The organism is Methylobacterium sp. DB0501 (assembly GCF_011043735.1).
GTDB lineage: Bacteria > Pseudomonadota > Alphaproteobacteria > Rhizobiales > Beijerinckiaceae > Methylobacterium > Methylobacterium alsaeris.
This window is the reverse complement of the sequence record NZ_JAAKGV010000010.1, coordinates 55444-79841: the sequence shown is the minus strand read 5'-3', so window position 1 is coordinate 79841 and position 24398 is coordinate 55444. Positions and strand designations below refer to the sequence as shown.

The 24398-nt window shown below is 73.4% G+C and carries 25 protein-coding genes and 1 pseudogene; 10 read left to right on the top strand and 16 right to left on the bottom strand.

Translation table 11 applies throughout. The annotated features are described in order from the left end of the window. Window positions 1–154: 154 nt before the first annotated feature. Window positions 155–1021, top strand: a complete 867-nt coding sequence (locus tag G4G93_RS16200; RefSeq protein ID WP_165085524.1) for a methionyl-tRNA formyltransferase — start codon at window positions 155–157, stop codon at window positions 1019–1021. Between the two features lie 2 nt (window positions 1022–1023). Then, a complete protein-coding gene (locus tag G4G93_RS16195) occupies window positions 1024–1203 on the top strand; it encodes a DUF2256 domain-containing protein (protein WP_206289813.1) in 180 nt (59 codons plus the stop codon). Window positions 1204–1482: 279 nt separating this feature from the next. On the opposite strand, the gene G4G93_RS16190 is transcribed toward G4G93_RS16195, so the two are convergent. From G4G93_RS16190 to G4G93_RS16180, 3 genes are read right to left on the bottom strand one after another with little or no spacing between them, the layout of a single operon-like run. Next, entirely contained in the window at window positions 1483–2349 is an 867-nt protein-coding gene (locus G4G93_RS16190) for a metal ABC transporter permease (RefSeq protein WP_165085522.1), read from the bottom strand. Further along, entirely contained in the window at window positions 2346–3185 is an 840-nt protein-coding gene (aztA, locus tag G4G93_RS16185) for a zinc ABC transporter ATP-binding protein AztA (protein WP_165085718.1), read from the bottom strand. Before aztA ends, G4G93_RS16190 begins: the two co-directional genes overlap by 4 nt. A 2-nt stretch (window positions 3186–3187) precedes the next feature. Further along, a complete protein-coding gene (locus G4G93_RS16180; RefSeq protein ID WP_165085421.1) occupies window positions 3188–3364 on the bottom strand; it encodes a hypothetical protein in 177 nt (58 codons plus the stop codon). Window positions 3365–3558: 194 nt separating this feature from the next. Between G4G93_RS16180 and G4G93_RS16175 the strand changes: the two genes are divergently transcribed. The 3 genes and pseudogenes from G4G93_RS16175 (at window position 3559) to G4G93_RS16165 (ending at window position 5084) form a co-directional block, all read left to right on the top strand. Further along, a complete protein-coding gene (locus G4G93_RS16175) occupies window positions 3559–4071 on the top strand; it encodes a Fur family transcriptional regulator (protein WP_165085520.1) in 513 nt (170 codons plus the stop codon). Window positions 4072–4135: 64 nt separating this feature from the next. Beyond that, window positions 4136–4345 (top strand): annotated as a pseudogene (locus G4G93_RS16170) (Curdlan synthase); the annotation flags it as partial. A 286-nt stretch (window positions 4346–4631) separates the two neighbouring features. Continuing rightward, on the top strand, window positions 4632–5084 hold the full coding sequence (locus tag G4G93_RS16165; RefSeq protein ID WP_165085519.1) for a BLUF domain-containing protein: 453 nt from the start codon (window positions 4632–4634) through the stop codon (window positions 5082–5084). 53 nt (window positions 5085–5137) lie between these two features. Here the strand turns inward: G4G93_RS16165 and G4G93_RS16160 are convergent, their stop codons facing one another. Further along, the gene (locus G4G93_RS16160) at window positions 5138–6658 is read right to left on the bottom strand and encodes an exopolysaccharide biosynthesis polyprenyl glycosylphosphotransferase (protein WP_165085517.1); all 1521 of its coding nucleotides are present in this window, start codon (window positions 6656–6658) and stop codon (window positions 5138–5140) included. A 264-nt stretch (window positions 6659–6922) separates the two neighbouring features. On the opposite strand from G4G93_RS16160, the gene G4G93_RS16155 reads away from it, so the two are divergent. Beyond that, entirely contained in the window at window positions 6923–8191 is a 1269-nt protein-coding gene (locus G4G93_RS16155; protein ID WP_165085510.1) for an MFS transporter, read from the top strand. 153 nt (window positions 8192–8344) lie between these two features. Here the strand turns inward: G4G93_RS16155 and G4G93_RS16150 are convergent, their stop codons facing one another. After that, window positions 8345–8665 carry an antibiotic biosynthesis monooxygenase family protein gene (locus G4G93_RS16150; RefSeq protein ID WP_139034078.1) on the bottom strand — a complete coding sequence of 107 codons (321 nt, stop codon included), beginning with the start codon at window positions 8663–8665 and terminating at the stop codon, window positions 8345–8347. 576 nt (window positions 8666–9241) lie between these two features. Here G4G93_RS16150 and G4G93_RS16145 point away from each other — a divergent pair. Further along, window positions 9242–9658, top strand: a complete 417-nt coding sequence (locus tag G4G93_RS16145; RefSeq protein WP_165085508.1) for a helix-turn-helix domain-containing protein — start codon at window positions 9242–9244, stop codon at window positions 9656–9658. A gap of 80 nt (window positions 9659–9738) precedes the next feature. Here G4G93_RS16145 and G4G93_RS16140 read toward each other — a convergent pair whose 3' ends face one another. Continuing rightward, window positions 9739–11064, bottom strand: coding sequence for a cobyrinate a,c-diamide synthase (locus tag G4G93_RS16140; protein WP_165085507.1), 1326 nt, complete (start codon window positions 11062–11064; stop codon window positions 9739–9741). Between the two features lie 62 nt (window positions 11065–11126). On the opposite strand from G4G93_RS16140, the gene G4G93_RS16135 reads away from it, so the two are divergent. Together G4G93_RS16135 and G4G93_RS16130 are read left to right on the top strand one after the other, a co-directional pair. Beyond that, entirely contained in the window at window positions 11127–12230 is a 1104-nt protein-coding gene (locus G4G93_RS16135; RefSeq protein WP_165085505.1) for a cobalt-precorrin-5B (C(1))-methyltransferase, read from the top strand. 64 nt (window positions 12231–12294) lie between these two features. Then, window positions 12295–12693 carry a hypothetical protein gene (locus G4G93_RS16130; RefSeq protein WP_165085504.1) on the top strand — a complete coding sequence of 133 codons (399 nt, stop codon included), beginning with the start codon at window positions 12295–12297 and terminating at the stop codon, window positions 12691–12693. Window positions 12694–12807: 114 nt separating this feature from the next. Here the strand turns inward: G4G93_RS16130 and G4G93_RS16125 are convergent, their stop codons facing one another. From G4G93_RS16125 to cbiE, 4 genes are all read right to left on the bottom strand, one after another. Then, a complete protein-coding gene (locus G4G93_RS16125; protein WP_165085502.1) occupies window positions 12808–13347 on the bottom strand; it encodes a GNAT family N-acetyltransferase in 540 nt (179 codons plus the stop codon). A gap of 226 nt (window positions 13348–13573) precedes the next feature. Continuing rightward, window positions 13574–14377 carry a precorrin-4 C(11)-methyltransferase gene (cobM, locus tag G4G93_RS16120; protein WP_165085500.1) on the bottom strand — a complete coding sequence of 268 codons (804 nt, stop codon included), beginning with the start codon at window positions 14375–14377 and terminating at the stop codon, window positions 13574–13576. After that, the gene (locus tag G4G93_RS16115; protein ID WP_395410656.1) at window positions 14374–14901 is read right to left on the bottom strand and encodes a cobalamin biosynthesis protein; all 528 of its coding nucleotides are present in this window, start codon (window positions 14899–14901) and stop codon (window positions 14374–14376) included. The genes cobM and G4G93_RS16115 overlap by 4 nt, the downstream gene beginning before the upstream one ends. Beyond that, complete coding sequence (gene cbiE / locus G4G93_RS16110) at window positions 14898–16142, bottom strand: precorrin-6y C5,15-methyltransferase (decarboxylating) subunit CbiE (RefSeq protein ID WP_165085497.1); 1245 nt, start codon at window positions 16140–16142, stop codon at window positions 14898–14900. Before cbiE ends, G4G93_RS16115 begins: the two co-directional genes overlap by 4 nt. Between cbiE and G4G93_RS16105 the strand changes: the two genes are divergently transcribed. Next, window positions 16141–16896, top strand: a complete 756-nt coding sequence (locus tag G4G93_RS16105; protein WP_165085496.1) for a cobalt-precorrin-6A reductase — start codon at window positions 16141–16143, stop codon at window positions 16894–16896. The two genes, cbiE and G4G93_RS16105, sit on opposite strands and share 2 nt — an antisense overlap. On the opposite strand, the gene cobJ is transcribed toward G4G93_RS16105, so the two are convergent. From cobJ to G4G93_RS16075, 6 genes are read right to left on the bottom strand one after another with little or no spacing between them, the layout of a single operon-like run. Next, window positions 16869–17624 carry a precorrin-3B C(17)-methyltransferase gene (gene cobJ, locus G4G93_RS16100; RefSeq protein WP_165085494.1) on the bottom strand — a complete coding sequence of 252 codons (756 nt, stop codon included), beginning with the start codon at window positions 17622–17624 and terminating at the stop codon, window positions 16869–16871. The two genes, G4G93_RS16105 and cobJ, sit on opposite strands and share 28 nt — an antisense overlap. After that, entirely contained in the window at window positions 17621–18412 is a 792-nt protein-coding gene (locus G4G93_RS16095; protein ID WP_165085493.1) for a precorrin-2 C(20)-methyltransferase, read from the bottom strand. The genes cobJ and G4G93_RS16095 overlap by 4 nt, the downstream gene beginning before the upstream one ends. Further along, a complete protein-coding gene (locus G4G93_RS16090) occupies window positions 18412–19044 on the bottom strand; it encodes a precorrin-8X methylmutase (protein ID WP_165085491.1) in 633 nt (210 codons plus the stop codon). The genes G4G93_RS16095 and G4G93_RS16090 overlap by 1 nt, the downstream gene beginning before the upstream one ends. After that, window positions 19041–20471 (bottom strand): nitrite reductase, encoded by a 1431-nt coding sequence (locus G4G93_RS16085; protein ID WP_165085489.1) that lies wholly within the window; start codon window positions 20469–20471, stop codon window positions 19041–19043. Before G4G93_RS16085 ends, G4G93_RS16090 begins: the two co-directional genes overlap by 4 nt. After that, complete coding sequence (gene cobN, locus G4G93_RS16080; RefSeq protein ID WP_165085487.1) at window positions 20468–23734, bottom strand: cobaltochelatase subunit CobN; 3267 nt, start codon at window positions 23732–23734, stop codon at window positions 20468–20470. Before cobN ends, G4G93_RS16085 begins: the two co-directional genes overlap by 4 nt. A 6-nt stretch (window positions 23735–23740) precedes the next feature. After that, window positions 23741–24331, bottom strand: coding sequence for a Uma2 family endonuclease (locus G4G93_RS16075; protein WP_165085486.1), 591 nt, complete (start codon window positions 24329–24331; stop codon window positions 23741–23743). Window positions 24332–24398: the final 67 nt, after the last annotated feature.

Below are 24398 nucleotides of genomic sequence, written 5' to 3'. Positions count from 1 at the left end.
AGGCCGGCCCGACCGTGGGTTAACGTCCGCGCCATTGCGACTCCCCTTCCGCTACCGGTAGTTCTACCTAGGGCGTTCAGCGAGGTCGGCGCTGGGGGCGGCGCCGGGCCGAACCGACGCAGGGGCCGGAGACCGGCGGGTATGGAGCCGTGACGTGAAATTCGCCTTCGCGGGAATCGACTTCCTCGGCGGTGTGTTCGAGGCGCTGATCGCTGCGAGCTGGAAGCCCATCAAGCTGTTCACCCGCCCCTGCGACGGGATCTACGATCAGAACGATGCGGTCGTGGCGCTCGCCCGGCGCCACAAGATCCCGATCCAGCTCTCGCGCATCCGCGTCGCCGACATCGAGGCGCTCTCGGCCGAGCACGGCCGGGACTGGGCGCTGGTGGTGGCGGGCTATCCCTGGCTGATCACCGGCTGGCCGGGCCGGGTGCGCTATGCCCTCAACTTCCATCCCTCGCCGCTGCCGGACGGGCGAGGGCCCTATCCGCTGTTCCGCGCCGTCGTCGACGCCTACGAGAGCTGGGGCGTAACCGCCCACGTGCTCGCCGAGGACGGGTTCGACACCGGCGACATCCTGGCCCAGGACCTCTTCCCGCTCTCGCGCGCCGAGACGCACGAGAGCCTGCTCGCGCGCTGCCAGATGGCGGCGATCCGCCTCGCCCGGGGGCCGATCGCCCACGACCTGCCGTCCCTGTGGCGCAAGGCCGAGCCGCAGGGCGACGGCGCCTACTGGCCGCGGGTGAGCGACCTCGACCGCACCCTCGATTTCCGCCAGCCGGTCGAGGCGGTGCTGCGCCGGGTCCGGGCCTTCGGGACGATCGAGACCCTGGCGCGGATCAACGACAACCGGATCTTCGTCCAGGAGGCCCAAGGCTGGACTGAACCCCACCGCCACCCCCCCGGCAGCGTGGTGCACGCCTATCGCCGCCAGCTGGTGGTGGCGGCCCGGGACGGCTACGTGCAGATCATCCGCTGGAGCAGCATCTCCCTTGCCGATGCGGACAAGACCGGGCGCTGACGATGCCGAAGATGCGCCGCAAGGGCGACCTGCCGCAGAAGACCTGCGTCCAGTGCGGCCGGCCCTTCGCCTGGCGCAAGAAGTGGGAGCGGGTCTGGGACGAGGTGCGCTACTGCTCCGACGCGTGCCGGCGGGCGGCGCATCGGGGCGAGCCGCCACGGGAAACCCAAGGTTCGCGGTAGAGCATCATGGATCGTCGGCCGGTCCCCTTTCCTGGCTGCTTGCAGCGAGAGTGGAGAGGGACCCGGGATCCAGGCGACATGTGCCGGGAGGCGGCTCTGTGATTGCACCGTTCCGGATTTAGGGACGCGTCACGACCTTTCGCGCCGGATCCCGGACCTGCTTCCACGTCGTCGCGCTCGTCCGGGACAGGAGACGACCGACGCGCCTCCGTCACCCCGTGCGGTTCGGCAGAGCCGCAGACCATGTGCAGGGCGCGACCGGTCGCGGCGACCGCCGCCTCACGCCTCGAGGTGGCGCGCCGGCATCAGCCGCCAGACCAGGCCGCCGCGCGGCCCGAGCAGCATCGAGGCGACGTAGAGCAGGCCGGCCGAGAGCACGATCGCCGGCCCGGTCGGCAGGCTGGCATAATAGGAGACGAGCAGCCCCGCGACGCTCGCGACCAGCGCCAGCACCACCGCCGCGGGCATCAGGCCGGTGAGGTCGAGGGCCCAGAACCGCGCCGAGATCGCCGGCAGCAGCATCAGCCCGACGGCGAGCAGCGTGCCGAGTGCCGCGAAGCCGCCGACGAGGTTGAGCACGACGAGCGCCAGGAAGGCGTAATGGACCGGCCCGCTCGCCCGGCCGACCGAACGCAGGAACAGGGGATCGACGCATTCCATCACCAGCGGCCGGTAGGCGACGGCGAGACCTGTCAGCGTCACGGTGGCGATGCCGCCGAGCAGCAGGAGGGCGTCGTCGTCGAGGGCGAGCACGGTGCCGAACAGGATGTGCAGGAGGTCGATCGAGGAGCCGCGGGCCGAGATCAGCAGCACGCCTGCGGCGAGCGAGATCAGGTAGAACGCCGCCAGGCTCGCATCCTCGCGCAGAACCGTCGAGCGGGCGATGAGGCCCGACAGGAGTGCCACCGCGAGGCCGGCGACGAGGCCGCCGAGCGTCATCGCCGGCAGCGACAGACCGGCCCACAGGAAGCCGACCGCGGCGCCGGGCAGGATGGCGTGGCTCATCGCCTCGCTCATCAGGCTCATCCGGCGCAGGGTCAGGAATACGCCGACCGGGGCGGCGCCGACCGACAGGGCGACGCAACCGGCGAGCGCGCGGCGCATGAAGGCGAATTCGACGAAGGGCGCCGTCAGGAGATCGATCACGCGGCGTGCCCGTGAGTGTGGTGGTCGTTCGTGTGGTCGTCGTGCTCGTGCGGCGCATGCTCGTGAGGTTTCGTGCCGGGCGCACGGCAGACCGGCGCCTCGTCGTCCCAGGCCTCGCACAGCCGGCGGGCGCGCCGCAGGTTGTCGGCGGTCAGCACCTCCCGCGTCGCGCCCCAGGCCACGGCCTCGCGGGCGAGCAGCAGGGTCGAGGGGAAATGCCGGGCGACCTGGTCGAGGTCGTGCAGCACCGCCACCACGGTGCGGCCCTCCCCGTGCCAGCCATGGACCAGGGCGAGCAACTCGTCGGTGGTCCGCGCGTCGATCGCCGCGAAGGGCTCGTCGAGCAGGATCACCCGGGCGTCCTGGAGCAGGACGCGGGCGAACAGCGCGCGGCGCAGCTGCCCCCCCGACAGGGTGCCGATCGGCCGGCGCTCGAACCCGGTGAGCCCGACGGCGGCGAGCGCCGCCTCGACGCCGGGCCGGTGGGCCTTGAGCGAGCGCCAGGGCCCGACCCGGCGCCACAGCCCCATCGCCACGAGATCGAACACGCCGATCGGAAAGGCCCGGTCGATCTCGGCGGCCTGCGGCAGGTAGGCGATGCCCTGGCGCGACAGGCCCGGCCGGGCGACCTCGCCCTCCAGCGGCGTGATCTCGCCCATGATGCCCTTCAGCAGGGTCGACTTGCCGGCGCCGTTCGGCCCGACCACCGCGGTGAGCGATCCGGTCGGGATCGTGCCGTCGAGGTGGTGGACCGCCGGGTGGCGGGCATAGCCGAGGGTGAGGCCGCGGAAGACCAGGGCGCCGCCGGGCGCGGGAGGAACGGACGAGGACGTCAGGCTCACGGGGCACTCCACCCGATGGCCCACCCGATCAGGGCCCAGACCAGGGCGGCGATGCAGGCGGCCGCGGCGAGGCGCGGCGCCAGGCCCAGCCGCAGCAGCGAGAACGGCGCCGTCCGGGGGCGCGGGGCGGGGCCCAAGGTTGGGCCAGAGGTCGGGCCATGATCATGCGGCATCGGCGAATCGTCGCTCGGGTCCGGGTGCGCCCTCGGCGGACGCCGTCGCGGATCCCATATGAAGGGGCGGCCGGCGGCCGCCCGAGGCCCGTTCGTTGTCCTGGTCGGTCGTTACACTGTAACAGGCAGGGCCTGTCAACCGCCGCCGGGTTGGGCTAGGAAGCGCCCGGTGGATGCCGGGAGGGGTTTGGCGCATGGACGAGCACGGCACCTGCGGACAGCACGACCACGCGCATGCCCACCCGCACGGTCCGGTACGGACGGCCGAGCTGGTCGCGCGGGCCGAGCGGCTGGCGCAGGATCTCGGCCTGCAGTTCACGACGCTCCGCCGGCGCACCCTGGAGGTGGTGGCGGAGGAGGGGCGACCGCTCGGTGCCTACGACATCGCGGAACGCCTGAGCGTCCCGGGCAAGCGCGTCGCCGCGGTGTCGGTCTACCGCGCCCTCGACTTCCTGACCGAGCACGGCCTCGTCCACCGCATCGCCAGCCGCAACGCCTTCGTCCCCTGCGAGCACGGCCACGGCGCCGGCGAGAGCGCGGTGTTCCTGATCTGTCGCAGCTGCGGCAGCGTCGACGAGACGATTTCCGCCGAGATCGAGCGCAGCCTCGACCGGACGCTCGCCCAGGCCGGGTTCAAGCCGGCGAGCCGCATCGTCGAGATCGAGGGGGAATGCGGGGCCTGCCAGGGGCGGCAGGGGGTGGAATGACGGAGAGCGGCGCGCCGGTCGATGCAGGAGGGGAGGCGCTCCCGCCGACGAGCGGCGACCAGCGCTGGGTTGGCTGAGCTCCCTAATGCTCATTTCCTCCGCGGTGGGGGCCTTCGCGACCTTCCGCATGCTGCCGGTCGTCATCTCGAGCCTCGTCAAGCCCGTGGGCGTGCCGGTCCGGGTCACACCCAAGGGATCGGGCGACCAGGAATCGGAATTCGACGCGGACACGTTCCTCTCGATCGCCGTCACGGCACTCGGCTTCACCGTCAGTTTTTTACAGAGACCTGCGGGCAAGCGGCGGCGTTCAGGGAGCCGGTTCGAACACCCGGGGGAGCGATACCGGCCGGGAAACGGCGTGCCTGCCGAATGACGAACCCGGTACTCCGATCCATCGTCTGGTCGTGGACGGTTCATTAATGGTCTTTCCCAATAGCCCGCCCTCAGCCGGGACCTCGCGCTTGTTTCGGGGTTTCTGATCACGCACCCCGGTTCGTGCGAATGACGGCGGCGGGCGCTCTTCGAGCGGTCCGGTTCCACCGGTTGGAGTGAGGCGTCCGATGATCCACCAGCTCGTCTATTACAGCCGCAACACCGTGCCGGGCGGCGACCGTGCCATGCTGACCAATATGCGCGAAATCCTCTCAGTGTCGCAGCGTAACAACAGTCGGGACGGAATCACCGGCTTCCTCATCTTCGACAAGACCTGGTTCGTGCAGATTCTCGAAGGCGAGCGCGCCCGGGTGACGGCAACCTATGACCGGATCGCCCGTGACCCGCGCCACGCCGCCGCGACGATCGTCGACGTGCGCGACGTGCCCGGACGGCTTTTCCCGAACTGGACGATGGGCGGCGCGATGCGCACCCCGGAAGTGCAGGAAGTCTACCTGCAGCACGGCTTCGGCGGCCCGCTCGACCCCGTTCAGCTCAAAGCCGATCGGGTCGTCGACCTGGCCCTGGATCTCCAGGCCTTCGAGGCGAGCCGCCGGCAGGGGCAGAGGCTCGCGGGCTGATCCGGCGACGGCGCCGTCCACCGCGAGACCGGGGAGGGCGCCACGCGCCCTCCTCAATACGCGTTCCGGAACGCGCTGCGCGCCACCACGGTCATCACCAGGATCCTGAGGTCGAACCACAGCGACCAGTTGTCGATGTAGAACAGATCGTGCTCGACGCGCCGCTGCATGTCGGCATCCGTCAGGGTCTCGCCGCGCAGGCCGTTGACCTGGGCCCAGCCGGTGATGCCCGGCCGCACGTTGTGGCGCCGCGCATACAGGGCGATGCGGCGCTCGAAGCTGCGGTCGTGGGCCACCGCGTGGGGGCGGGGGCCGACGAGCGACATGTCGCCCCGGATCACGTTGAGGAGCTGGGGCAGCTCGTCGAGGTTGGTGCGGCGCAGGATGCGGCCGATCCGGGTGATGCGGTCGTCGTCCCGGGTCGCCTGACGGAAGGCGGCGCCGGATTCCGCCCGCATGCTGCGGAACTTGAACACCCAGAACGCCTCCTGGTTGAAGCCGTAGCGCTTCTGGCGAAACAGGCTCGGCCCGCGGCTGTCGAGGCGGATCAGGAGCGCGATCAGCGCGAGCAGCGGCGAGAGCGCGACGAGGGCGAGGGACGCCACCACGACGTCGAAGGTGCGCTTGGCGGCGATCTCGAGCGGGCTCAGCGGCGCGCGGCCGACATTGATCCCGGTGAGCAGGCCGACGCGGCCGAGGCGCACGTCGCTGAACCGGTCCATCACCCGGCCCGGGCGCAGGTGGAGCGCGACCGGCACCCGCAGGAAGGCGTCGACGCAGGCCTCCAGGTCCCCGACCTCGGCCCAGGGTACGAGCACGAACACGTCGTCCGGGCGCAGGAAGCGCACCACCGACACGCTGAGATCGAGATCCTCGGCGAGCTGGGCTCGGCGCGCCTCCGGGTCGGAGCCTTTGAGGGCGCCTTGGGGAACGCCTTGGGGAGCGTCGCGCAGGATGCTGACGCCGATCACCCGCAGGCCGAGCGCCGCGGTGTCGTGGGTGGCGTAGAAGCTCGCGACGTCGTCTTCGTAGCCGATCAGGTGGATGCGGCGGGCCGAATCGGAGCGCGGGGAGATGAGCCGGCGCACCAGGCTCACGGTGGCGAGGCGGGTGACGACGAGGACCGGCAAGCCGGCGAGGAAGGTCGCCAGCGCCGCGGCGCGGGAATGCTCGCCGGTGGTCTTGCTGAGGAAGCCCACGACCAGCACCACCGCCCAGGCGGCGAGCCACAGATTCGTCGTCCGGCGCAGGTGCGGCGCGCGGGCGAGGTAGTTCTCGATGCTGTACTCCCCCCGCGCGGCGTTCGGCAGGACCACGAACAGGCCGAGGAGCAGCCCGACCGCGAGCGAGGGGCCGAGATCGGGCTGCCGCTCGTAGGAGACGAGGTGGTAGATCACCTCGCAGGCCAGCCCGGTCAGCGCCACGGCGGCGAGCTCGGCGAAGGCCGCCCCGCCCGCGATGGCGAGGCGCAGGGCCGCGCGGCCGCGCCGGGGCAGCAGCGCGTTCCAGACCGCGCGCGCCTCGGACGAGGCGAGGTTCGCGTTGCCGTCCTCCCGGAATCGTTCGTGTCGCATGGCGAGATGACCCGTGAACGCCTCTGTGCCGGGCTGGGACGGGCCGGGCGGGGAACGTGCCGTTTCCGCACGCGCCCCGGGCCGCCGCCGGCTGGTTGAGGGGTCGGCAGCAAGCCCGGGACCGGCCGCATTCCAGCCCTGCGGTCAGTGACGGGACGAGGCTGTGGGCCCGGGTGTATGGAGGCTCGCCGAACCTCGCCCAGGAACCGGGCGATGCGGCGGGACGCGACTGGCCTGGCCTGTCGCCAGGGGAGCGCCAGAGCGATGGATGCGCGTGCGAGCGAGGGCGGCGTGGCCGTAGAGGCGTCGGTCGCCGGGCCGGCACCGGCGGAACCGGTGGCCCGCAGCGTCCCGGCGGCGGGGCCGACGGCCCTGGTGCTCGGAGGCCTGAGCCTGTCGCACCTCCTCAACGACATGATGCAGTCGCTGCTGCCGGCGATCTACCCGCTGCTCAAGCAGGCCTATGCCCTCGATTTCGGCCAGATCGGCTTCCTGACCCTGGCGTTCCAGCTCACCGCCTCGCTGCTGCAACCGGTGGTCGGCCTGTTCACCGACAAGCGGCCGATGCCGTTCTCGCTCGCCACCGGCATGCTGCTCTCGCTCTGCGGCCTGCTGCTGCTGTCGAATGCCGGCTCCTACGGCCTCCTGATCCTCGCCGCCTGCCTCGTCGGCCTCGGCTCGGCGATCTTCCACCCGGAGGCCTCGCGGGTCGCCCGCCTGGCCTCGGGCGGGCGCTACGGCCTGGCGCAGTCGGTGTTCCAGGTCGGCGGCAATGCCGGCACGGCGCTCGGGCCGCTGCTCGCCGCCTTCATCGTGGTGCCGCTCGGTCAGCGCAGCGTCGCGCTGTTCGCGCTGGCGGCGCTGGCCGGGTTCGTGGTGCTGAGCCTCGTGGGGCGGTGGTACCGCGACCGTCTCGCGGCCGGCGCGGCCCGGGGCAAGAAGGGCGCCGGCACCGGCCGCGCCCTGCCGCGGTCCAGGATCGTCGCCACCATCGCGGTCCTGCTGGTGCTGATCTTCTCCAAGTATTTCTACATGGCGAGCCTGAGCTCGTACTTCACCTTCTACCTGATCCACCGCTTCGGCGTGTCGGTGCAGGAATCGCAGCTCTACCTGTTCGTGTTCCTGGGCGCGGTCGCGGCCGGCACGGTGGTGGGCGGACCGATCGGCGACCGGTTCGGCCGCAAGGTGGTGATCTGGGGCTCGATCCTCGGCGTCCTGCCCTTCACCTTGGCGCTGCCGCACGTGAACCTGTTCTGGACCGTGGTGCTCACCGTGCCGATCGGCCTGATCCTCGCCTCGGCGATGCCGGCGATCCTGGTCTACGCCCAGGAGTTGCTGCCCGGGCGGGTCGGTCTGGTCGGCGGCCTGTTCTTCGGATTCGCTTTCGGCATGGGGGGCCTGGGCGCCGCGGTGCTCGGCGAGCTCGCCGACCGCACCAGCATCGAGTTCGTCTACGGCCTGTGCGCCTTCCTGCCGGCGGTAGGCCTGCTGGCGGCGTTCCTGCCGCGGCTCGAATCGCCCCGGGCCGCCTGACGCGGTTTCCGGAGGGTTCCTTCCGGAAACGGGATCACCAGCCTGCACGGCGCTTGAGCGAAGCCGAAACCCGCATCGCGAGGCAATCGGCCGGATCTTGTATGACGGCGCGTCGGTGGGGGGCGGCTCCGTCCGGCCCCCGCCATCCCTGTCTCAGTCGTTGCGGGCGACGGTCTGGATCGTCTCGAAACCCTCGAATTGCGGGTGGCCGAGATAGAGCGGCTTGGTACCGGGCGCCCGGCTATGCGCCTTGCGGAACTGCTCGGAGCGGGTCCAGGCCTCGAAATCGGCCTTCGAGGACCAGATCGTGTGCGAGGCGTAGAGGACGTGGTCCTCGGCCTCCGGGCCGCGCAGCAGGTGGAACTCCACGAAGCCCGGCATCTCCCCCAGGTGGCTGTCGCGACCGAGCCAGACCTGCTCGAAGTCCTGGGTGGCATCCTTGTAGACCTTGAACCGGTTCATGGCGATGAACATGGTGAACCTCCTCCCGGGTGCGGCTGAGCGGTCGCCGGGGAAATGGGAACCGCACCGCCAGAGGCAAGGTGACCCGACCAGTCGGCCTAAGCCCAGGCGGCTCGCAACATGCGTGCGCGATGCAACTCAGTATTTTTTCCACCTTTGTTCCCTTGGGGAATTCGCTCGGAGCGTGTAGACGTGAGTTGGGTTGCATGGCAGACCCGCATCCACGCCGTCAGCCTGGCAGCAGGACGGTACGGAGGGGTCGGAGCTGGGCGTCCGTCGTCGCAGGGCGACCGGACGGACATCTCCGACGAGGCTGGCGACGCGCTCCGACACGGCGCTGCGTCCGTTTCGGTGACCTGGACTGTGACGGCCCGCCTGCAACAGGTCGGCCGGATAGGGTGCGCGAACCGGAGGCGAGGCGTCTTCGCCATCGGTTCAGGTGGTGAACATCCGCGGGACGGACTGTGCGCACGCGCACCGACCGCCGCGCGGGCATGAACGACGCGGCATGGCGGCCCTCTGGGATTGGGGAGAGGGCTTCCGGCAGGCCAGACCTTTGGCAAGCCAGAACGAAGACGTTGAGGACCGATGCCCAAGCAAACCACCGAGGTCGACCGGCTCGTCGGCGTCCGCATCACGGCCCTGCGCAAGGCCAAGGGCCTGAGCCAGACCGCCCTCGGCAATGCCGTCGGCGTGACCTTCCAGCAGGTTCAGAAATACGAGAAGGGCCAGAACCGTGTCGGCGCCGGCCGTCTGCGCGAGATCGCCCGGCTGCTCGAGGTCCCGGTCTCGGCCTTCTTCGAGGACCAGGGCGGGTCTGAGAGCGGCGACGACAACGTCTTCGGCTTCCTGAGCGCGCAGGGCGCGATCGAGCTGTTGCGCGCCTACGTGCAGATCGAGGACGAGCAGCTGCGCCGCGAGGTCCTGGCGATCGTGCGCTCCGCCGCCCGCCTCGGGCGCCACGCCACGTCCCTGACCGGAGAGGACGCCGCCGCCGCGGAGTGACGCTCCGATCGGGATCCCGTCCGGTTCGCATCGCGTCGGCCCGCCCGGGGCCGATCTTTTCGCATCGCGTCGGTATGGCCTCAGCGCAGCCCGACGAGGTGGAAGAAGCTGCCGCTGACCCGCCCGCGCCGGTGCCCCGCCGGCCCGAGGGAACGCCCTTCCGCGTCCGTCACCTCGGCCAGGGCCTCGTCCGGGCGCGGCGGCGGGGTGAGTTCGCTCGCATAATGGAATTCGTGCCCGACGAGGCCCTGCCCGGTCGGGCCGAGGGCCGTGGGCCCGGCGAGCGTCGCGATCCGGTAGCCGAGATGCAGCCGGCGCCGGGCGTAGGACGTCGCGACCGGCAGGAGGCCGGCCATGCGGTGGGTCGCGCCGTCGGCATCCTCCAGGCTCTCGCCCAGCACCATGTAGCCGCCGCACTCGCCGTGGACCGGCTTCGTCTCGGCGAAAGCCCGAAGGCCCTCGAGGAAGCGCGACGCGGCGGCGATCCGCCCGGCATGCAGCTCCGGGTAGCCCCCGGGCAGCCAGCAGGCATCGCACGCCGCCGGCGGCGCCTCGTCGGCCAGCGGCGAGAACGGCACGATCTCGGCCCCGGCCGCGCGCCATCCGGTTTCCAGGTGGGGATAGACGAACGAGAAGGCGGCATCGCGTGCCACCGCCAGGCGCTGGCCGGGAGGCGGCGGCAGCGTGCCGGCCGCAGGCTCAGGAACCCGGCCGCCGGCGGCCGCCGCGACCGCGTCGAGGTCGATCGAGGCCTCCGCCAGATCCGCCAGCCGGTCGAGGCGGGCTTCGAGGTCGGCGGTCTCGCCGGCCTGGACCAGGCCGAGATGGCGTTCGGGCAGGACGAGCGCGGCTTCCCGCGGCACGGCCCCGAGCACCGGTACGCCGATCCGGGCGAGCCCGACCTCCACGAGCCGGCGGTGGCGCGGGCTCGCGACCTTGTTGAGGATCACCCCGGCGAGCGTCAGGCGCGGATCGTAGGCCCGCACGCCGAGCGCCGTCGCCGCCGCGGATTGCGCCGCCCCCGAGACGTCGAGCACCAGCACCACCGGCCAGCCGTAGCGGGCGGCGATGTCGGCATTGGCGCCGCTGCGGCCTTCTTCCGCGACGACGCCGTCGAACAGGCCCATCGAGCCCTCGGCCACGAGCAGCTCGGCCGCCTCGCCGGCCCGGCCCGCCACCGCGTCGAGGAGGGCGCCGTCCATGGCGAAGCTGTCGAGGTTGTAGCTCGGGCGGCCCGTCGCCGCGGCGTGGAAGGCGGGGTCGATGTAGTCCGGCCCGCATTTCGCCCCGGCGACCGCCAGCCCGCGGCGGCGCAGGGCCCGCAGCAGGGCGAGGGTCACGGTGGTCTTGCCGGAGCCGGAGCGGGCGGCGGCGACGAGGAGGCCGCGGGCGGGATGGGCGGTCACGAGGTTTCCATCTCTCACGATCGGCGCATTCACCGCGCCGGCCCGGGGTGATACCACGCCGCATGGACGCGACACGACCTCGGGAGACCCTCCGCCGCGGCTGGACCACCGGCGCCTGCGCCGCCGCGGCCGCGAAGGCGGCCTATGCCGGCCTCGTCACCGGTGCCTTCCCGGACCCGGTCGAGATCCCGCTGCCGAGCGGCGCCCGCCCGGCCTTCGCCCTGGCGCGGACCGGGACGGTGGAGGGCGGCGCGGTCGCCGGGGTGGTGAAGGATGCCGGCGACGACCCGGACGTGACCCACGGGGTGCTGGTCCTCGCGACGGTGCGGCGCGGGGCGCCGGGCACCGGCGTCGCGTTCCGGGCCGGGCCCGGCGTCGGCACGGTGACCCGGGCCGGGCTGCCGCTGCCCGTCGGCGAGCCGGCGATCAACCCGATGCCCCGGCGGATGATCGCCGCGGCGGTCGGGGAGGCGGCCTCCGCCCTCGGCGGGCCGGCGGACGTGGTGGTGGAGATCGCGATCCCCGGCGGCGAGGCCCTGGCGCAGAAGACCCTCAACCCGCGGCTCGGCATCGTCGGCGGCCTGTCGGTGCTCGGCACGACCGGGGTGGTGGTGCCGTATTCCTGCGCCGCCTGGATCGACAGCATCCATCGCGGCATCGACGTGGCCCGCGCCGGCGCCCTCGACCACGTCGCCGGCGCCACCGGCTCGACCTCGGAGGAGGCGGTGGCGCGCCTCTACGGCCTGCCGCCCCAGGCCCTGATCGACATGGGCGACTTCGCCGGCGGGATGCTGAAATACCTGCGCCGCCATCCGGTGCCGCGGGTGACGGTGGCCGGCGGCATCGCCAAGATGGCGAAGCTCGGCCACGGCCTCCTGGATCTGCATTCGCGCTCCGGCCCGGTCGACCTCGCCTGGCTGTCGGAGCGCGTCGCGGAGGCCGGCGGCGGGGCCGACCTCGCCCGCCAGGCCGCGGGCGCCAACACCGCCCTCGAGGTCCTGCGCCTGGCGCAAGCGCGCGACCTGGCCCTCGCCGACCTCGTCGCCCGCTACGCCTGGGCGACGGCCGCCAAGGCGCTGTCGGGCTCCGGAAGTTCGCTGGAAGTGGTGGTGTTCGACCGCGAGGGCGGGCTGGTCGGGCGGGCGCCGTTCCATCCGGTGGGGTGAAGGCGTTCCAGGCCGAATGATGAGATCACCGCTTGTTTCGATGTGCAGGTTCCGGAAATCGACGATGATCCGCGCACTCCTCTCGGCGATCCATTCCAACCCGTTCGGGCGCCGGAGGCCGACCGCCGTCGAGATTCCCTTACAGATCGTGTTCGCTTTCCTGATCGCAGGCTTGGTTTACGATTTTTTCGATGCTTACAACTCGCTGGGCTGTCGCGATCCACGCCTGACCACACAATCCGGCTGCTATCCATGGGGAGGCACCGAAGGCCCGCTCGACGGCGCGTGGAATTACATGAGCAAGGAGCTTTATCTTAAAACCAGCATTCTTTCGATACTGTCAGTTTTAATCATGATCTCCGCACCGTTCCTGACGCGGACCCCTTGGTATACGCCGATCGGTCTCGGGATGGTATATTTTTTCAACGGCTATGCCGCGGAATGGGTCGTCGGTCTGTTCTGAGTTGGCTCCCGCACGACGCGCCATGGTCGCCCGAGGCGATCGATCGTCCGAGACACGGCCGACGAAGCGACGTTCAAGGCCGCGTCCCGATCTCATCGACCGATCCGGCGAGTGTCACAGGCGATCGGCGGGACGTCGCAGGCCGAAAGCGGAGGCGGGATCGTCCCAGTGATAGCGGATGACCGGCCGGTCGCCCCCGCCGGGAATGGCGTGACGGCTTCGCTCGACGGCCATGCCGCCGCGCCGCTCGTAGAAACGGCGGGCCGGCTCGTTCTGCTCGAAGCACCACAAGTAGAGCCCTGATCCGGGATAGGCGGCCAGGGACCAATCTGCGGCGGCCGCGAGCAGGGCGGTCCCCAATCCCCGCCGCTTTGCCATGGGAAGGACGTGGAGATTGTCGACCAGCGTTCCCCACCGCTCGTCCTCCGCCCCGATCGCACAGACGAAGCCCAGAGCCTCGTCGGCGCTCTCGGCGATGATCGCGGTCTGGTCTGGGTGGGGCCGCCCGATGCGGGACGTCCACACCTCCAGGCGTTCCTGCTCGATGGGACCGGAGAGGAAGCCCGGTTCGAGGATCGCGCCGTAGGCGCTTCTCCAGCTCGCCGTGTGGAGACGTGCGAGCAATGCTGCATCGGCGTCGGTGGCGATTCGCATCCGCATGGCCGGTGTGTACGGAGGGCGTGCGCGTTCCGCAACGGTCGAGGGCCGTCGCCGGCGGGGTCGGGCCGGTCGGGCGAGTCCAACTGGTCGGGTGAAGGGCCGCATCGCCGCGTGACACGAATTCCGGAAGATCCCTTCCGGTCAACGCATCGATACAACCATCCTGCGACTCGTGCGGCTCGGTTCGCATGCCGAACTCGGGCATGCGTCATCCGTGCCCTCATCCTTGGGACGAGGGAGGCTCCCCGAGCGTCGTCGCCGCGACATTGGCCCCGCCCGGCCGGAACCGCCGGTCGTAATCCACCGCATACAACGCGCTCTCGCGGAACTCCGTCGCCCCGAGGGCCGGGCCGACCAGGATCAACGCCGTGCGTTCCAGCCCGGCCTCCGCCACCTGCGCCGACAGGCTGGACAGGGTCCCGCGCAGGACGCGCTCGTCCGGCCAGGTGGCGCGGAACACCACCGCCGCCGGGCAGTCGGGCCCGTAATGCGGGATCAGCTCGGCCACCACCGTCTCGACGACGTGGATCGACAGGTGGATGGCGAGCGTCGCGCGCGTCGCCGCGAAGGCGGCGAGGCGCTCGGTCTCGGGCATCGCCGAGGCGCGGCCGCTGGTGCGGGTCAGCACCACGGTCTGCGCGACCTCCGGCACCGTCAATTCGCGGCCGAGCACCGCGGCGGCGGCGGCGAAGGAGGGCACGCCGGGGGTGAGGTCGTAGGGGATGCCGAGGCGGTCGAGGCGGCGGGTCTGCTCGGCCACCGCGCTCCAGATCGAGAGATCGCCGGAATGCAGCCGCGCCACCTCGTGGCCCTCGGCATGCGCCTGCGCCATCTCGGCGACGATCGCGTCGAGGGAGAGGGGGGCGGTGTCGACGATCCGGGCGCCGGGCGGGCACCAGGACAGGATCTCGGGCGCCACCAGCGAGCCGGCATGGAGGCAGACCGGGCAGCGGGCGATGAGGTCGCGGCCCCGCACGGTGATGAGGTCGGCCGCGCCCGGGCCGGCGCCGATGAAGTGGATCATGAGGGGAGGGCGTCTCCGCTGGCGGCGAGCGCGCAGGTGGCCCCCGCGCTGGCGATGCGGGGCAGGACGAGGCGGGCATCGGGCCCCGCCGCCGCGAGCGCCGCGGCCTCGGCGAGGGAGCCGACGCCGCGCAGGGCCTCGATCCGGACCGAGCGGGTGACGACCCGGCGTCCGGCCTCGCGCAGGGCTTCGACCGCGACGGCGACGAGTGGCACGTTCAGGGCTTCGGCGGCGTCGCGGATCGCCGGGTCCGAGGCACGGTCGTCGGCGGTGGCCAAAGCCGCGAGCTGCGCGCCCGCGAGGTCGGCCTGCCGCAGGCCCTCCGCCACGAGCGCGACGATCTCCTCGGAGGTCGTCGCGTGGCGAAAGCCGATGCCGGCGACGACCGCGCGGGGCGCCCCGGTCGCGGGATCCCGGGCGGCGCCGGGCAGGATTCCGGGCGGCGGCGGCGCGCCCGGTGCCCGTGCCTGGATCTCCGCCAGGATTCCGGCCCGAATCCCGGTCTGGATGATGAGGGAGGTCACGGCTTCGTCAACGCCCATTGCGTCACCGGCATTGCCGGCCGCCAGCCGGTGAGGTGCCCGACCGGCTCGGCCCGGGCGACGGACAGGCGCCGCAAGGTCCCGCCATGCTCGGCATGGAGGCGCAGCAGCAGACCCTCGCTCTCCAGCGTCACCGCGTTGGCGACGAGGCGGCCGCCGGAGGGCAGGGCGTCGAGCAGAGCCGCGACCAGGGCCGGATCCGAGACGCCGCCGCCGAGGAAGGCCGCGTCCGGCGCCGGCAGCCCGGCGAGGCTGTCGGGCGCGCGGCCGACCACGACCCGGAGGTCGGGCACGCCGAGGTACGACGCGTTGCGCCGGATGCGGCCGGCGCGCTCCTCGCGGGCCTCGATCGCGATCGCGCGGTTCGCCGGATGGCGCAGGCACCATTCGATGCCGATCGAGCCCGAGCCGGCGCCGACATCCCACAGCAATTGACCGGCGCGGGGCCGGAGGGCCGCGAGGGTGACGGCGCGGATCTCGGCCTTGGTGAGCTGGCCGTCATGCTCGAACCAGCCGTCGTCGAGGCCGGCGCTCAGCGGAATCACCTTCGCATCGGGCCCGGCCGCCACCTCGACCGCGATCGTGTTGAGCGGGTCGATCGCATCTTCCGCGAACTCCGCCGCGAGGCCGGTCCGGCGGCGCTCGCGCGGGCCGCCCATCGCCTCGAGCACGACGAGGCGCGAGCGCGGGAAGCCGCGCCCGGCGAGGAGGGCCGCGAGTTTCCCCGGCGTCGTCCCGTCCCAGGACAGGACGAGGAGCCGGGCGCCGGGCTGGAGGTGCGGGATCACCCGTTCCAGCGCCCGCCCGTGCAGGGTCAGGCAGCCGACCTCCGCCAGCGGCCAGCCGAGGCGGGCGGCGGCCAGGCTGAAGGCCGAGGCCTGCGGGAAGGCCGCGATCTCGCTCGCCGGCACCAGCCGGGCCAGTTCCGCGCCGACGCCGTAATGGAACGGGTCGCCGGTGGCGAGCACGCAGGTCGGCTGCCCGCGCCGGGCGAGGATCGCCGGATAGGCATCGGTGAGGGGGCTCGGCCAGGCCAGGGTCTCGGCGGCGAGCGGCGCGGCGAGTTCCAGGTGCCGGCGCCCGCCGACCACCAGTCCGGCCCCGTCGAGGGCCGCCGTCGCGGCGGGCGAGAGGCCGGACCGGCCGTCCTCGCCGATGCCGACGACGAACAGCCAGGGGGCCACGCTCGACACCGGCGGAGCCTCAGGCGAGAAGGCGGTCATGCGCATCCTCATCCTGGGCGGCACCACCGAGGCCGCCGGCCTGGTCCGGCTCGTCGCCGACCGGCCGGATCACGACGTCACCCTGTCGCTCGCCGGACGCACCGCGTCGCCCCTCGCCCTGCCGGTGCGCACCCGCATCGGCGGCTTCGGCGGTGCCGACGGGCTCGCCGCCTACCTGCGCGAGCACCGCGTCGCCGCTCTGATCGATGCCACCCACCCCTTTGCGAAAGTCATCTCCGGCAACGCCGCTTCGGCGAGCCGGGCGACCGGCGTGCCGCTCCTCGCCATCCGGCGCCCGGCCTGGACCCGCCAGCCCGGCGACGCGTGGTGCGAGGTCGACAGCGTGGCCGCGTGCGTGCCGGCCCTCGGCGCGGCGCCGCGCCGGGTGTTCCTGACCGTCGGGCGCCTGGAACTCGCCGCCTTCGCGGCGGCCCCCCGGCACCGCTACCTCGTGCGCACCATCGAACCGGTCGGCGATGCGCTGCCGGGGATCGACGTGACGGCGATCGAGGCCCGCGGACCGTTCGACGAGGCGCAGGAAGCCGACACGATGCGCCGCCACGGCGTCGAGGTGCTGGTGACCAAGAATTCCGGCGGGCTCGCGACCTACGGCAAGATCGCGGCGGCGCGCGCCCTGCACCTGCCGGTGGTGATCGTGCGCCAGCCCCTCCTGCCGGAGGTGGCGCGGGTGTCGGACGCCCGGGAGGCCCTGGCCTGGCTCGACGCTCATCGGCCGACCGATCGCGGCGTGTAGACGAAGGGCGCCCCGCCCTCGCGCGGGATCAGCCGGGTCGCGCTCGCCCCGATCATCACCAGGGTCGCCATGTCGGCTTCGGCCTCGCGCGCCTCGGCGAGCCCCAGGACCCGGATCGCCTCGTCCGGCCGGCCGACGGCCCGGGCGAGGATCACCGGCGTGTCGGGCGCGCGGTGCTCGGAGGCGAGCGTGAGCGCCGCGTCGAGCTGCCAGGGCCGGGCCCGCGAGATCGGGTTGTAGAGCGCGACGACGAGGTCGGCGGCCAGCACGGCGCCGAGCCGGGCGGTGATGACCTTCCAGGGCTTCAGGTTGTCCGACAGCGAGATGGCGCAGAAATCGCCGCCGAGCGGCGCGCCGACCCGGGCCGCCGCCGCCAGCATCGCGGTGATGCCGGGCTCGACCGTGACGGTGAGGGCCCGCCAGGCCGGATCGCCGGCCTCCAGCGCCTCGAACACGGCCGCCGCCATGGCGAAGACCCCGGGATCGCCGCCCGACACCACCGCGACCCGCCGGCCGGACGCGGCGAGCTCCAGGGCGTGGCGGGCGCGATCGACCTCGACCCGGTTGTCGCTGGCATGGCGCACGAGGCCCGTCCGCTCCGGCACCCGGGCGACGTAGGGAAAGTAGCCGATCAGGTCCTGCGCCGCGTCGAGGGCGTCGGAGGCGGCCGGCGTGAGATAGCGGAAATCGCCGGGGCCGAGGCCGATCACCGTGACGGATCCGCTCACGGCCGGCGGCCCTCGCCCGGCACCAGCACCATCGAGAAGTAGGGCGCCCGGTCGTCCGGCTTCGCGGCGAGCGGCGTCACGGTCTCGCCCGCCATGGTGCCGCGCTCGACATAGACCGCCCGGCCGATCAACCCGGCCTCGGTCAGGGCCGCGCGCACCTTCGGCAGGTGGCGGCCGAGCTTCATCACCACGGCGGCGTCGGTGCGCGCGAGACGCTCGACCAGCGTGGCGTGCGGCAGGGTGGCGGGGAGCACCGTCAGCACGTCGTCGCCCCAGGTGATCGGGGTGTTGGCCCTCGTCCAGCAGCCCGACATGCCGGTGACGCCCGGCACCACCTCGACCGGGAAGCGGTCCTTCAGGCGCCGCCACAGATGCATGAACGAGCCGTAGAAGAACGGATCGCCCTCCGACAGGATCGCGACGTCGCGCCCGGCCTCCAGCACCGCGGCGAGATCCTTGGCCGCCTCGTCGTAGAAGCCGGCGAGCGCCGCGACGTAGGCCGGATCCTCGGGGTGCAGTTCGGTGGTGTAGGGGTAGGGCAGCGGCCATTCTCGGGCTGCATCCTGCACCACCGCGTCGGCGATGGTACGGGCATTGCCGCGCTTGCCGGCCTTGCAGAAATGCACCAGGTGGTGGGCGCGCTCCAGCACCCGCACCGCCCGCACGGTGAGGTAATCCGGGTCGCCGGGCCCCATGCCGACGCCGTAGAGCGTGCCGGTGACGGCGGCGCGGAGCGCGGAGGGGCTCTCGGCCGGATCGGATGCCGGGAAGTCGGACGGGCCGTCCATCACTCGACCTCGTTGGCCAGCGCGTTGACCGCCGCCGCCGCCATGGCACTGCCGCCGCGCCGGCCGCGCACCACCAGGAACGGCACCCGTCCGTCCGCCGCGAGCGCATCCTTCGATTCCGCCGCGCCGACGAAGCCGACCGGCACGCCGATCACCGCCGCCGGAGGCGCCACGCCCTCGTCCAGCATCTCGAGCAGGCGGAACAGGGCGGTCGGGGCGTTGCCGACGGCGACGACCGAGCCGGCGAGCCGGTCGCGCCACAATTCCATCGCGGCGGCGGTACGGGTGGTGTCGAGGGTCTTCGCCAGGTCCGGCACCCGCGGGTCGGAGAGGGTGCAGACCACCTCGTTGCCGGCCGGCAGCCGCGCCCGGGTCACCCCGTCGGCGACCATGCGGGCGTCGCACAGGATCGGGGCGCCGCGGCGCAGGGCCGCCTCAGCGGCCTCGGCGAAGTCCGGCGACAGGTCGATGTCGGCGGGCAGGTCGGTCATGCCGCAGGCATGGATCATCCGTACCGCCACCCGCTCGGCGGCACCGTGGAAGCGCGCGAGGTCGGATTCGGCGCGGATCATGGCGAAGGAGCGCGCGTAGATGGCGGCGCCGTCGCGGATGTAATCGAGGCGCGGGTTCATGCGGGCTCCCGGAATGCGTCTCTCACGTCGTGGGGGACTCGTGTGCTCTCTAACCGCTCCAGCACGGCACCGAAAGTCAGGACGAGACCGGTCTCGGTGCCGGCGTGGCACTGCGGCACCACCCCGTAGCGGCCATCCGCGCGGCCGACCAGCGTGAGGGTGGCGGGACCCGGATGGGCGCAGCCCTTCGGGCAGCCCGAGACATGGGCGGTGGCGCCGAGCCTCGCGAGGTGCGCGAAGGCGGCGGCGAGGCGCGGCGCATCCGCTTGCGCCGGCGTGCCGCCGGAGGCGCAGGCGGGCGCCCCCGGGCAGGCGGCGACCGCCCGGCGCGGATCGGCGGGATCGACGATCAGGCCGGCGGCCTCGGCTTCGTCGCGCAGGGCTTCGGCGGTGGCGTCGTCGCGGCCGACCAGCGCGACGCCGCGATTCGGCGTCAGGCCGAGATGACCGTCGCCGTGGCTCTCGCTCCAGCCGGCGAGGCGGTCGAGGAGGGCGGCGTCGCAGCGGCCGAAGGGGAAGTCGGCGAGGAGCGTGCGGCCGTGCAGGCCGGCGGGTACGGCGACGCTCCCCGGAGGCCCTTCGCCGGTGGTGAGATCCGCCAGGAGGGTGGCACGTTGGTCGTTGGCGAGCGCGCGCATGCGGCGGGCGCCTGAGATGGCGAGGCGGGTCAGTAGAACGCGCAGGATGGCGAAGGTGGCTCCGGCGGGGAGCGGCGCGAGCCAGAGCGGGCCGTCCGGCGTCGCGACGGCGAGTTGGAGCGCGGGCAGGGCGCTCTCTCCGTCCTGCGCCGCCGCGTCTACGGCTACCGCTCCGCATGGACCCCGGTCCAAGGGAGCGCGCTTCCCCTCCCCACAGGGGGGAGGGGCTATGGGTGGGGGTGGTGCCGCGTCGAGCTGGGCGGTGCCTCCTGCGCCGCCCCCACCCCTGACCCCTGCCCACAGGGGGGAGGGGAACGCGCCGGTGATCCGCACCCACAGGTCCGCCTCGACCGGGCCAAGCGCGCCGGCCTCGTCCTCCACCGCCACCAGGGTCTTGGCCGGAAGGCCCATCACCTCACGGCCGATCGCCTCGACGGCCGCGACGACGGCGCGGCACTCGGTCCCGGCGAGCGGTCCGTTGAGCGTCAGGCGCTGCGGCCCACCGTCATGGCGCACGTCGCCCAGGCCGGACCCGGCCAGAACCGCCGCCACCCGGGCATGGCTCTGCGCCGTCACGCCGCGGATCTGCAGGTTGCCCCGGGCGGTCACGTCGAGGAGGCCGTTGCCGCCCTCCCGCGCCGCCCGCGCCGCGGCCCGCGCCTGAACGGCCGTCAGGCGGCCGGCGACCGGGTGGAGGCGCACCAGCAGGCCGTCGCCGGTCGGCATCGGCCGGGCGAGGCCCGGGCACCAGCCGCGGCGAGGCGCCGGCATGACGGGAGCGGGGCTCATTCGGCGGCCTCGCGGGATTCGAGGGCGGCCAGCGAGTTGCGCCGGCTGCGCCACAGGCCGCGGTCGCGCAAGTCGGCGAAGCGGTCGCGCAAGGCCTGCGCGACGCCCGGATTGGCTGCCTCGATCGCCGCCAGCACGTCGGGATCGCCGAGATAGGCGTCGTAGAGCCGGTCGATCTCGGCATCCGGCACCGCGTCGGTGGCGGCGGCCATCACGAAGACCGCATCGAGCCCCTGCGCCAGCTCCTGCGCGCCGCGCCAGCCGTGGCGGAGCTGCGCGGCGATCCAGCGCGGATGGGCGAGGCGGCCGCGCACCAGCCGGGCGACGTCCTCGCGGGCGGTGCGGGCCCGGGGCGCCTCGGGGCGACTGGTATCGAGGCTGTAGAGGACGGGCGCGGCGCCGAGCGAGGCGGCGGCGGCGGAGAATCCCCCCATCGCGTCGGCGCCGGCATCGCCGTCGAGGAGGTCGCGCTCGGCGACGTCGAAGGCGTGGAGAAAGGCGTCGGCGGCGGCGACCCGGGCGGCGAAGTCGGCGTCGCCGGCGCCCGCGGCCTCCGCGGTGGCGTCGAGATAGGCGAGGGCGAGGTCGCGGCGCTCCGTCCAGCGCCCGTCGAGGGCGAGCGCCGCGGTGCCGGCGCCGTAGCGCCCCGGTGCCGCGCCGAAGACCCGCGCCGGCGCCTCGCCGCGGCGGCGGGCCGCCGCCAGCGGGTTCTCCGCATCATCCTCCTCGCGGGCGGCGACCGCCCGGGCGGCGCGGTCGAGGAGCGCCAGCGTGTCCGGGAAGGTGTCGCGGAAGGCGCCGGAGACCCGCACCGTCACGTCGATCCGCGGCCGGTCGAGGAGTGCGAGCGGCAACACCTCGAAGCCGGTCACCCGCGTCGAGGCATGGTCCCAGGTCGGGCGCACGCCCATGAGCGCCAGCGCCTGCGCCACGTCCTCGCCGCCGGTGCGTAGGGTGGGCGAGGCCCAGAGATCCATCACCAGCCGGGCCGGATACTCGCCCTCGTCCTGCAGGTAGCGGCGCACCACCTCCGCGGCGGCCCTCTCGCCCAGCATCGCGGCGGCCCGGGTCGGCAGGGCGCGGGGATCGAGGGTGGCGAGGTTGCGCCCCGTCGGCAGCACGTCGGCCCGGCCGCGGGCCGGCGAACCGGCGGGACCCGGCGGCACGAAGCGGCCGTCGAGGGCGGCGAGCAATCCCGCCCGCTCCGCCGGGCCGCATGCGGGATGGGCGGCGGGCCCCTCGCCGAAGACGTGCAGCCCGTCGCGCATCGTCACCTCGGCGAGGTCGCACAGATGCGCGTCGAGGGCGGCGAGCGCGTCCGGCATCGCCGTGGCCCGGTCGATCCCGGCCGCCGCGAGCAGGCCCGCCTCCTCGGCCCGCTCCAGGATCCCGCGGGCGATCAGGGTCGCCCGGCGCGGATCGAGCACCGTGGCGGCGGAATATTCCTCGACCAGCTCGCGCAGGGTCGCGGCCGCGGGGTCGAGGCCGGCCGCGGCGGTCTCTGGCGGGAGGTGGCCGATCGTGACCGCGCCGAGGCGGCGCTTGGCCGGCGCCGCCTCGCCGGGATCGTCGACGATGAACGGATAGACCACCGGCAGCGCCCCGACGGCCAGCGCCGGCCAGCAGGCGGGGGAGAGCGCCACCGCCTTGCCGGGCAGCCACTCGGTGGTCCCGTGGGTGCCGAGATGGATCAGCGCATCGCTGCCTCGACGCAAGGCGAGGTGGAAGGCGAGGTAGGCGTGGGCCGGCACCGCGTCGGGATCGTGATAGCCGGCCTTGCGGTCGCCCTTGTGGCCGCGGTCGGGCTGGAGCGCCACCAGGACCTGTCCGGCCCGCACGACCCGGAACCGGAAGGCGCCGTCGCGGCAGGCCGGGTCGTCCCCGGGCGCGCCCCACTCGGCGAGGAGCGCCGCGCGGGCCGCCTCGGGCAGCCGGGCGCGCCAGGCCTCGTAGGCGGCGAGCGGCACCGACAGGGTCTCGTCCCCCTCGGTGAGCCGGCGCATCAGCGCGTCGGGTTCCGGGATGTCGGAGACGGCGTAGCCCTCGCGCCGCAGGAGAGCGAGGATCGCCGTCGTGCTCGCCGGCGTGTCGAGCCCGACCGCGAAGCCGGCCCGGCCGCCGCGCGCCGGATAGTCGGACAGGACGAGAGCCAGGCGGCGCCGCGCCCGCGGGATCGCCGCGAGGCGGGCCCAGGCGGCGGCGCGGTCGGCGGTGGCGCCGATGCCGGCGAAATCCGGCACGGCCCTGCGCTCGCGATACCCCTCGACCTCCGGCGCCTCTTCCTTGTGGGAGATGGGGAAGCCGGCGAGCCGCCCGTCGAATTCCGGCAACGCCACCTGCATGGCGAGGTCGGCGGCGTTGAGCCCGCGGGCCGAGGCGGCCCAGGCCTCGCGGCCCGATCCGACCGTGAAGGCCTGGATCACCGGGCAGTCGGCGGCGTCGAGGACGAAGCCGGCATCGTCCCGGGCCGAGAAGGCGGTGGCGGCGACGATGATGGCGGGGCGATGCGCGGCGACAGCCTGCCGCACCACGGCGACCGCCTCGGGGTCCTTGAGGCTGGCCACCGCCACGATGGTGGGGGCGAGGCCCCGCTCCCACAGGGCCGCCGCCAGGGCGGCGGCCGGCGCGGTGTCGCCGCCGAGAATCGCCGAGCGGTAGACCAGCACCAGGGCGCGGGGCAGGGGCGAGGCGGGGTGCAGGTCCGCGACGGGCCCGCAGCCGGGACACCAGGCGAAGCCCCGCGGCAGGGCGCGCGGCGGCTCCGGCGCCACCGGCCGGCCGAGCTCGGCGGCGATCCGCGTCAGGAGCCGGCGCAGGTTGTCGGGCCCGCCGGCGCGGAAATAGGCGTCGAGGGTGGCGAGCAGCTCCGGCGCCACCGTCGAGACGGCGTCGAGGCGCGGATCCGGCCGGTCGTCCCCCGGCAGGACCGCGAGCGGGATCTGCCGCGCCCGGCAGGTCTCGGCCAGCCGCTCGACGCCGTAGCGCCAGTAATCGAGCCCGCCGAGGCAGCGCACCAGCACGAAGCGGGCGCGGGCGATCACCGCATCGGCATAGAGATCGACCGAGAGCGGGTGGCGCAGCTGCGCGAGCTTGGCGAGGCGCAGGCTCGGCCAGTCGGCCGGCATCGCGCTCTGGGCGCCGGCGAGCCCGGCGAGGTCGGAATCGGTGAAGGACAGGGCCACGACGTCGCCGGGCGCCTGGCCCAGATCGACCGCCGCCTCGCCCTCGTCGAGGGACACCGTATCGATGCGCAGGAGATGCATCGGCCCTCAGGTTCCGGAGATCAGGCGCGGCCGCGGTGGGAAGGCGACGCCGTCATAGACGTCGGCCGGCGCCGGGCTGATGTCGCGTTCGGGGAGGTCGATCGTCCGGTCGAGCCCGGCGACGAGGCGGCGCTGCCATGCGCCGTCGGCATCCCGCCGCCACAGGACGATCTCGGGGGCGTTCGGCTCGATCGGCAGGATCGCCGCGAGGCGGGCGACCGCCTTGTCGTCCTCGAGCTTCTCGAAAGCATCGAAGTCGCGGGTCGAGGGCGACAGCACCTCGACGACCGGACGCGGCTCAGCTGCCGTCGGCCCGTTCGGATCGCGAGACCCGCCATCGACGCCGAGATCGGGGCGGCGGATCTGCCCCGGCAGGGTCTCGACGCTGCCGTCGCCGGTGACGGGCCGGCACGGCGTGCCGCGCAGGCGGGTGTGGAACTCGGCGACGAGGTCGACCACGATGTCGTCATGAACGTTGCGGGCGCCGGCCATCACGCGGACCGGCACCCCGCCGAGCAGCTCGTAGCACTCGTCCAGGCGCTCCTGCGAGGCGAGGCACTCCTGCACGCTCCTGCACCGCGGCGCGGGCTCCACCATGCGATGCCCTCCCGGGCTGGTGTTTCCGTCGTTCGGGGCCGCTTCGACCCCTTGGATATGGCCTCGA

Coding starts and splice junctions, on each gene's coding strand:
- G4G93_RS16195 (WP_206289813.1), top strand. CDS start 1,024: ATGCCGAAGATGCGCCGCAAGGGCGACCTGCCGCAGAAGACCTGCGTC.
- G4G93_RS16180 (WP_165085421.1), bottom strand. CDS start 3,364: ATGCCGCATGATCATGGCCCGACCTCTGGCCCAACCTTGGGCCCCGCC.
- G4G93_RS16175 (WP_165085520.1), top strand. CDS start 3,559: ATGGACGAGCACGGCACCTGCGGACAGCACGACCACGCGCATGCCCAC.
- G4G93_RS16165 (WP_165085519.1), top strand. CDS start 4,632: ATGATCCACCAGCTCGTCTATTACAGCCGCAACACCGTGCCGGGCGGC.
- G4G93_RS16160 (WP_165085517.1), bottom strand. CDS start 6,658: ATGCGACACGAACGATTCCGGGAGGACGGCAACGCGAACCTCGCCTCG.
- G4G93_RS16155 (WP_165085510.1), top strand. CDS start 6,923: ATGGATGCGCGTGCGAGCGAGGGCGGCGTGGCCGTAGAGGCGTCGGTC.
- G4G93_RS16150 (WP_139034078.1), bottom strand. CDS start 8,665: ATGTTCATCGCCATGAACCGGTTCAAGGTCTACAAGGATGCCACCCAG.
- G4G93_RS16145 (WP_165085508.1), top strand. CDS start 9,242: ATGCCCAAGCAAACCACCGAGGTCGACCGGCTCGTCGGCGTCCGCATC.
- G4G93_RS16135 (WP_165085505.1), top strand. CDS start 11,127: ATGGACGCGACACGACCTCGGGAGACCCTCCGCCGCGGCTGGACCACC.
- G4G93_RS16130 (WP_165085504.1), top strand. CDS start 12,295: ATGATCCGCGCACTCCTCTCGGCGATCCATTCCAACCCGTTCGGGCGC.
- G4G93_RS16125 (WP_165085502.1), bottom strand. CDS start 13,347: ATGCGAATCGCCACCGACGCCGATGCAGCATTGCTCGCACGTCTCCAC.
- cobM (WP_165085500.1), bottom strand. CDS start 14,377: ATGATCCACTTCATCGGCGCCGGCCCGGGCGCGGCCGACCTCATCACC.
- G4G93_RS16105 (WP_165085496.1), top strand. CDS start 16,141: ATGCGCATCCTCATCCTGGGCGGCACCACCGAGGCCGCCGGCCTGGTC.
- cbiE (WP_165085497.1), bottom strand. CDS start 16,142: ATGACCGCCTTCTCGCCTGAGGCTCCGCCGGTGTCGAGCGTGGCCCCC.
- G4G93_RS16095 (WP_165085493.1), bottom strand. CDS start 18,412: ATGGACGGCCCGTCCGACTTCCCGGCATCCGATCCGGCCGAGAGCCCC.
- G4G93_RS16090 (WP_165085491.1), bottom strand. CDS start 19,044: ATGAACCCGCGCCTCGATTACATCCGCGACGGCGCCGCCATCTACGCG.
- G4G93_RS16085 (WP_165085489.1), bottom strand. CDS start 20,471: ATGAGCCCCGCTCCCGTCATGCCGGCGCCTCGCCGCGGCTGGTGCCCG.
- cobN (WP_165085487.1), bottom strand. CDS start 23,734: ATGCATCTCCTGCGCATCGATACGGTGTCCCTCGACGAGGGCGAGGCG.
- G4G93_RS16075 (WP_165085486.1), bottom strand. CDS start 24,331: ATGGTGGAGCCCGCGCCGCGGTGCAGGAGCGTGCAGGAGTGCCTCGCC.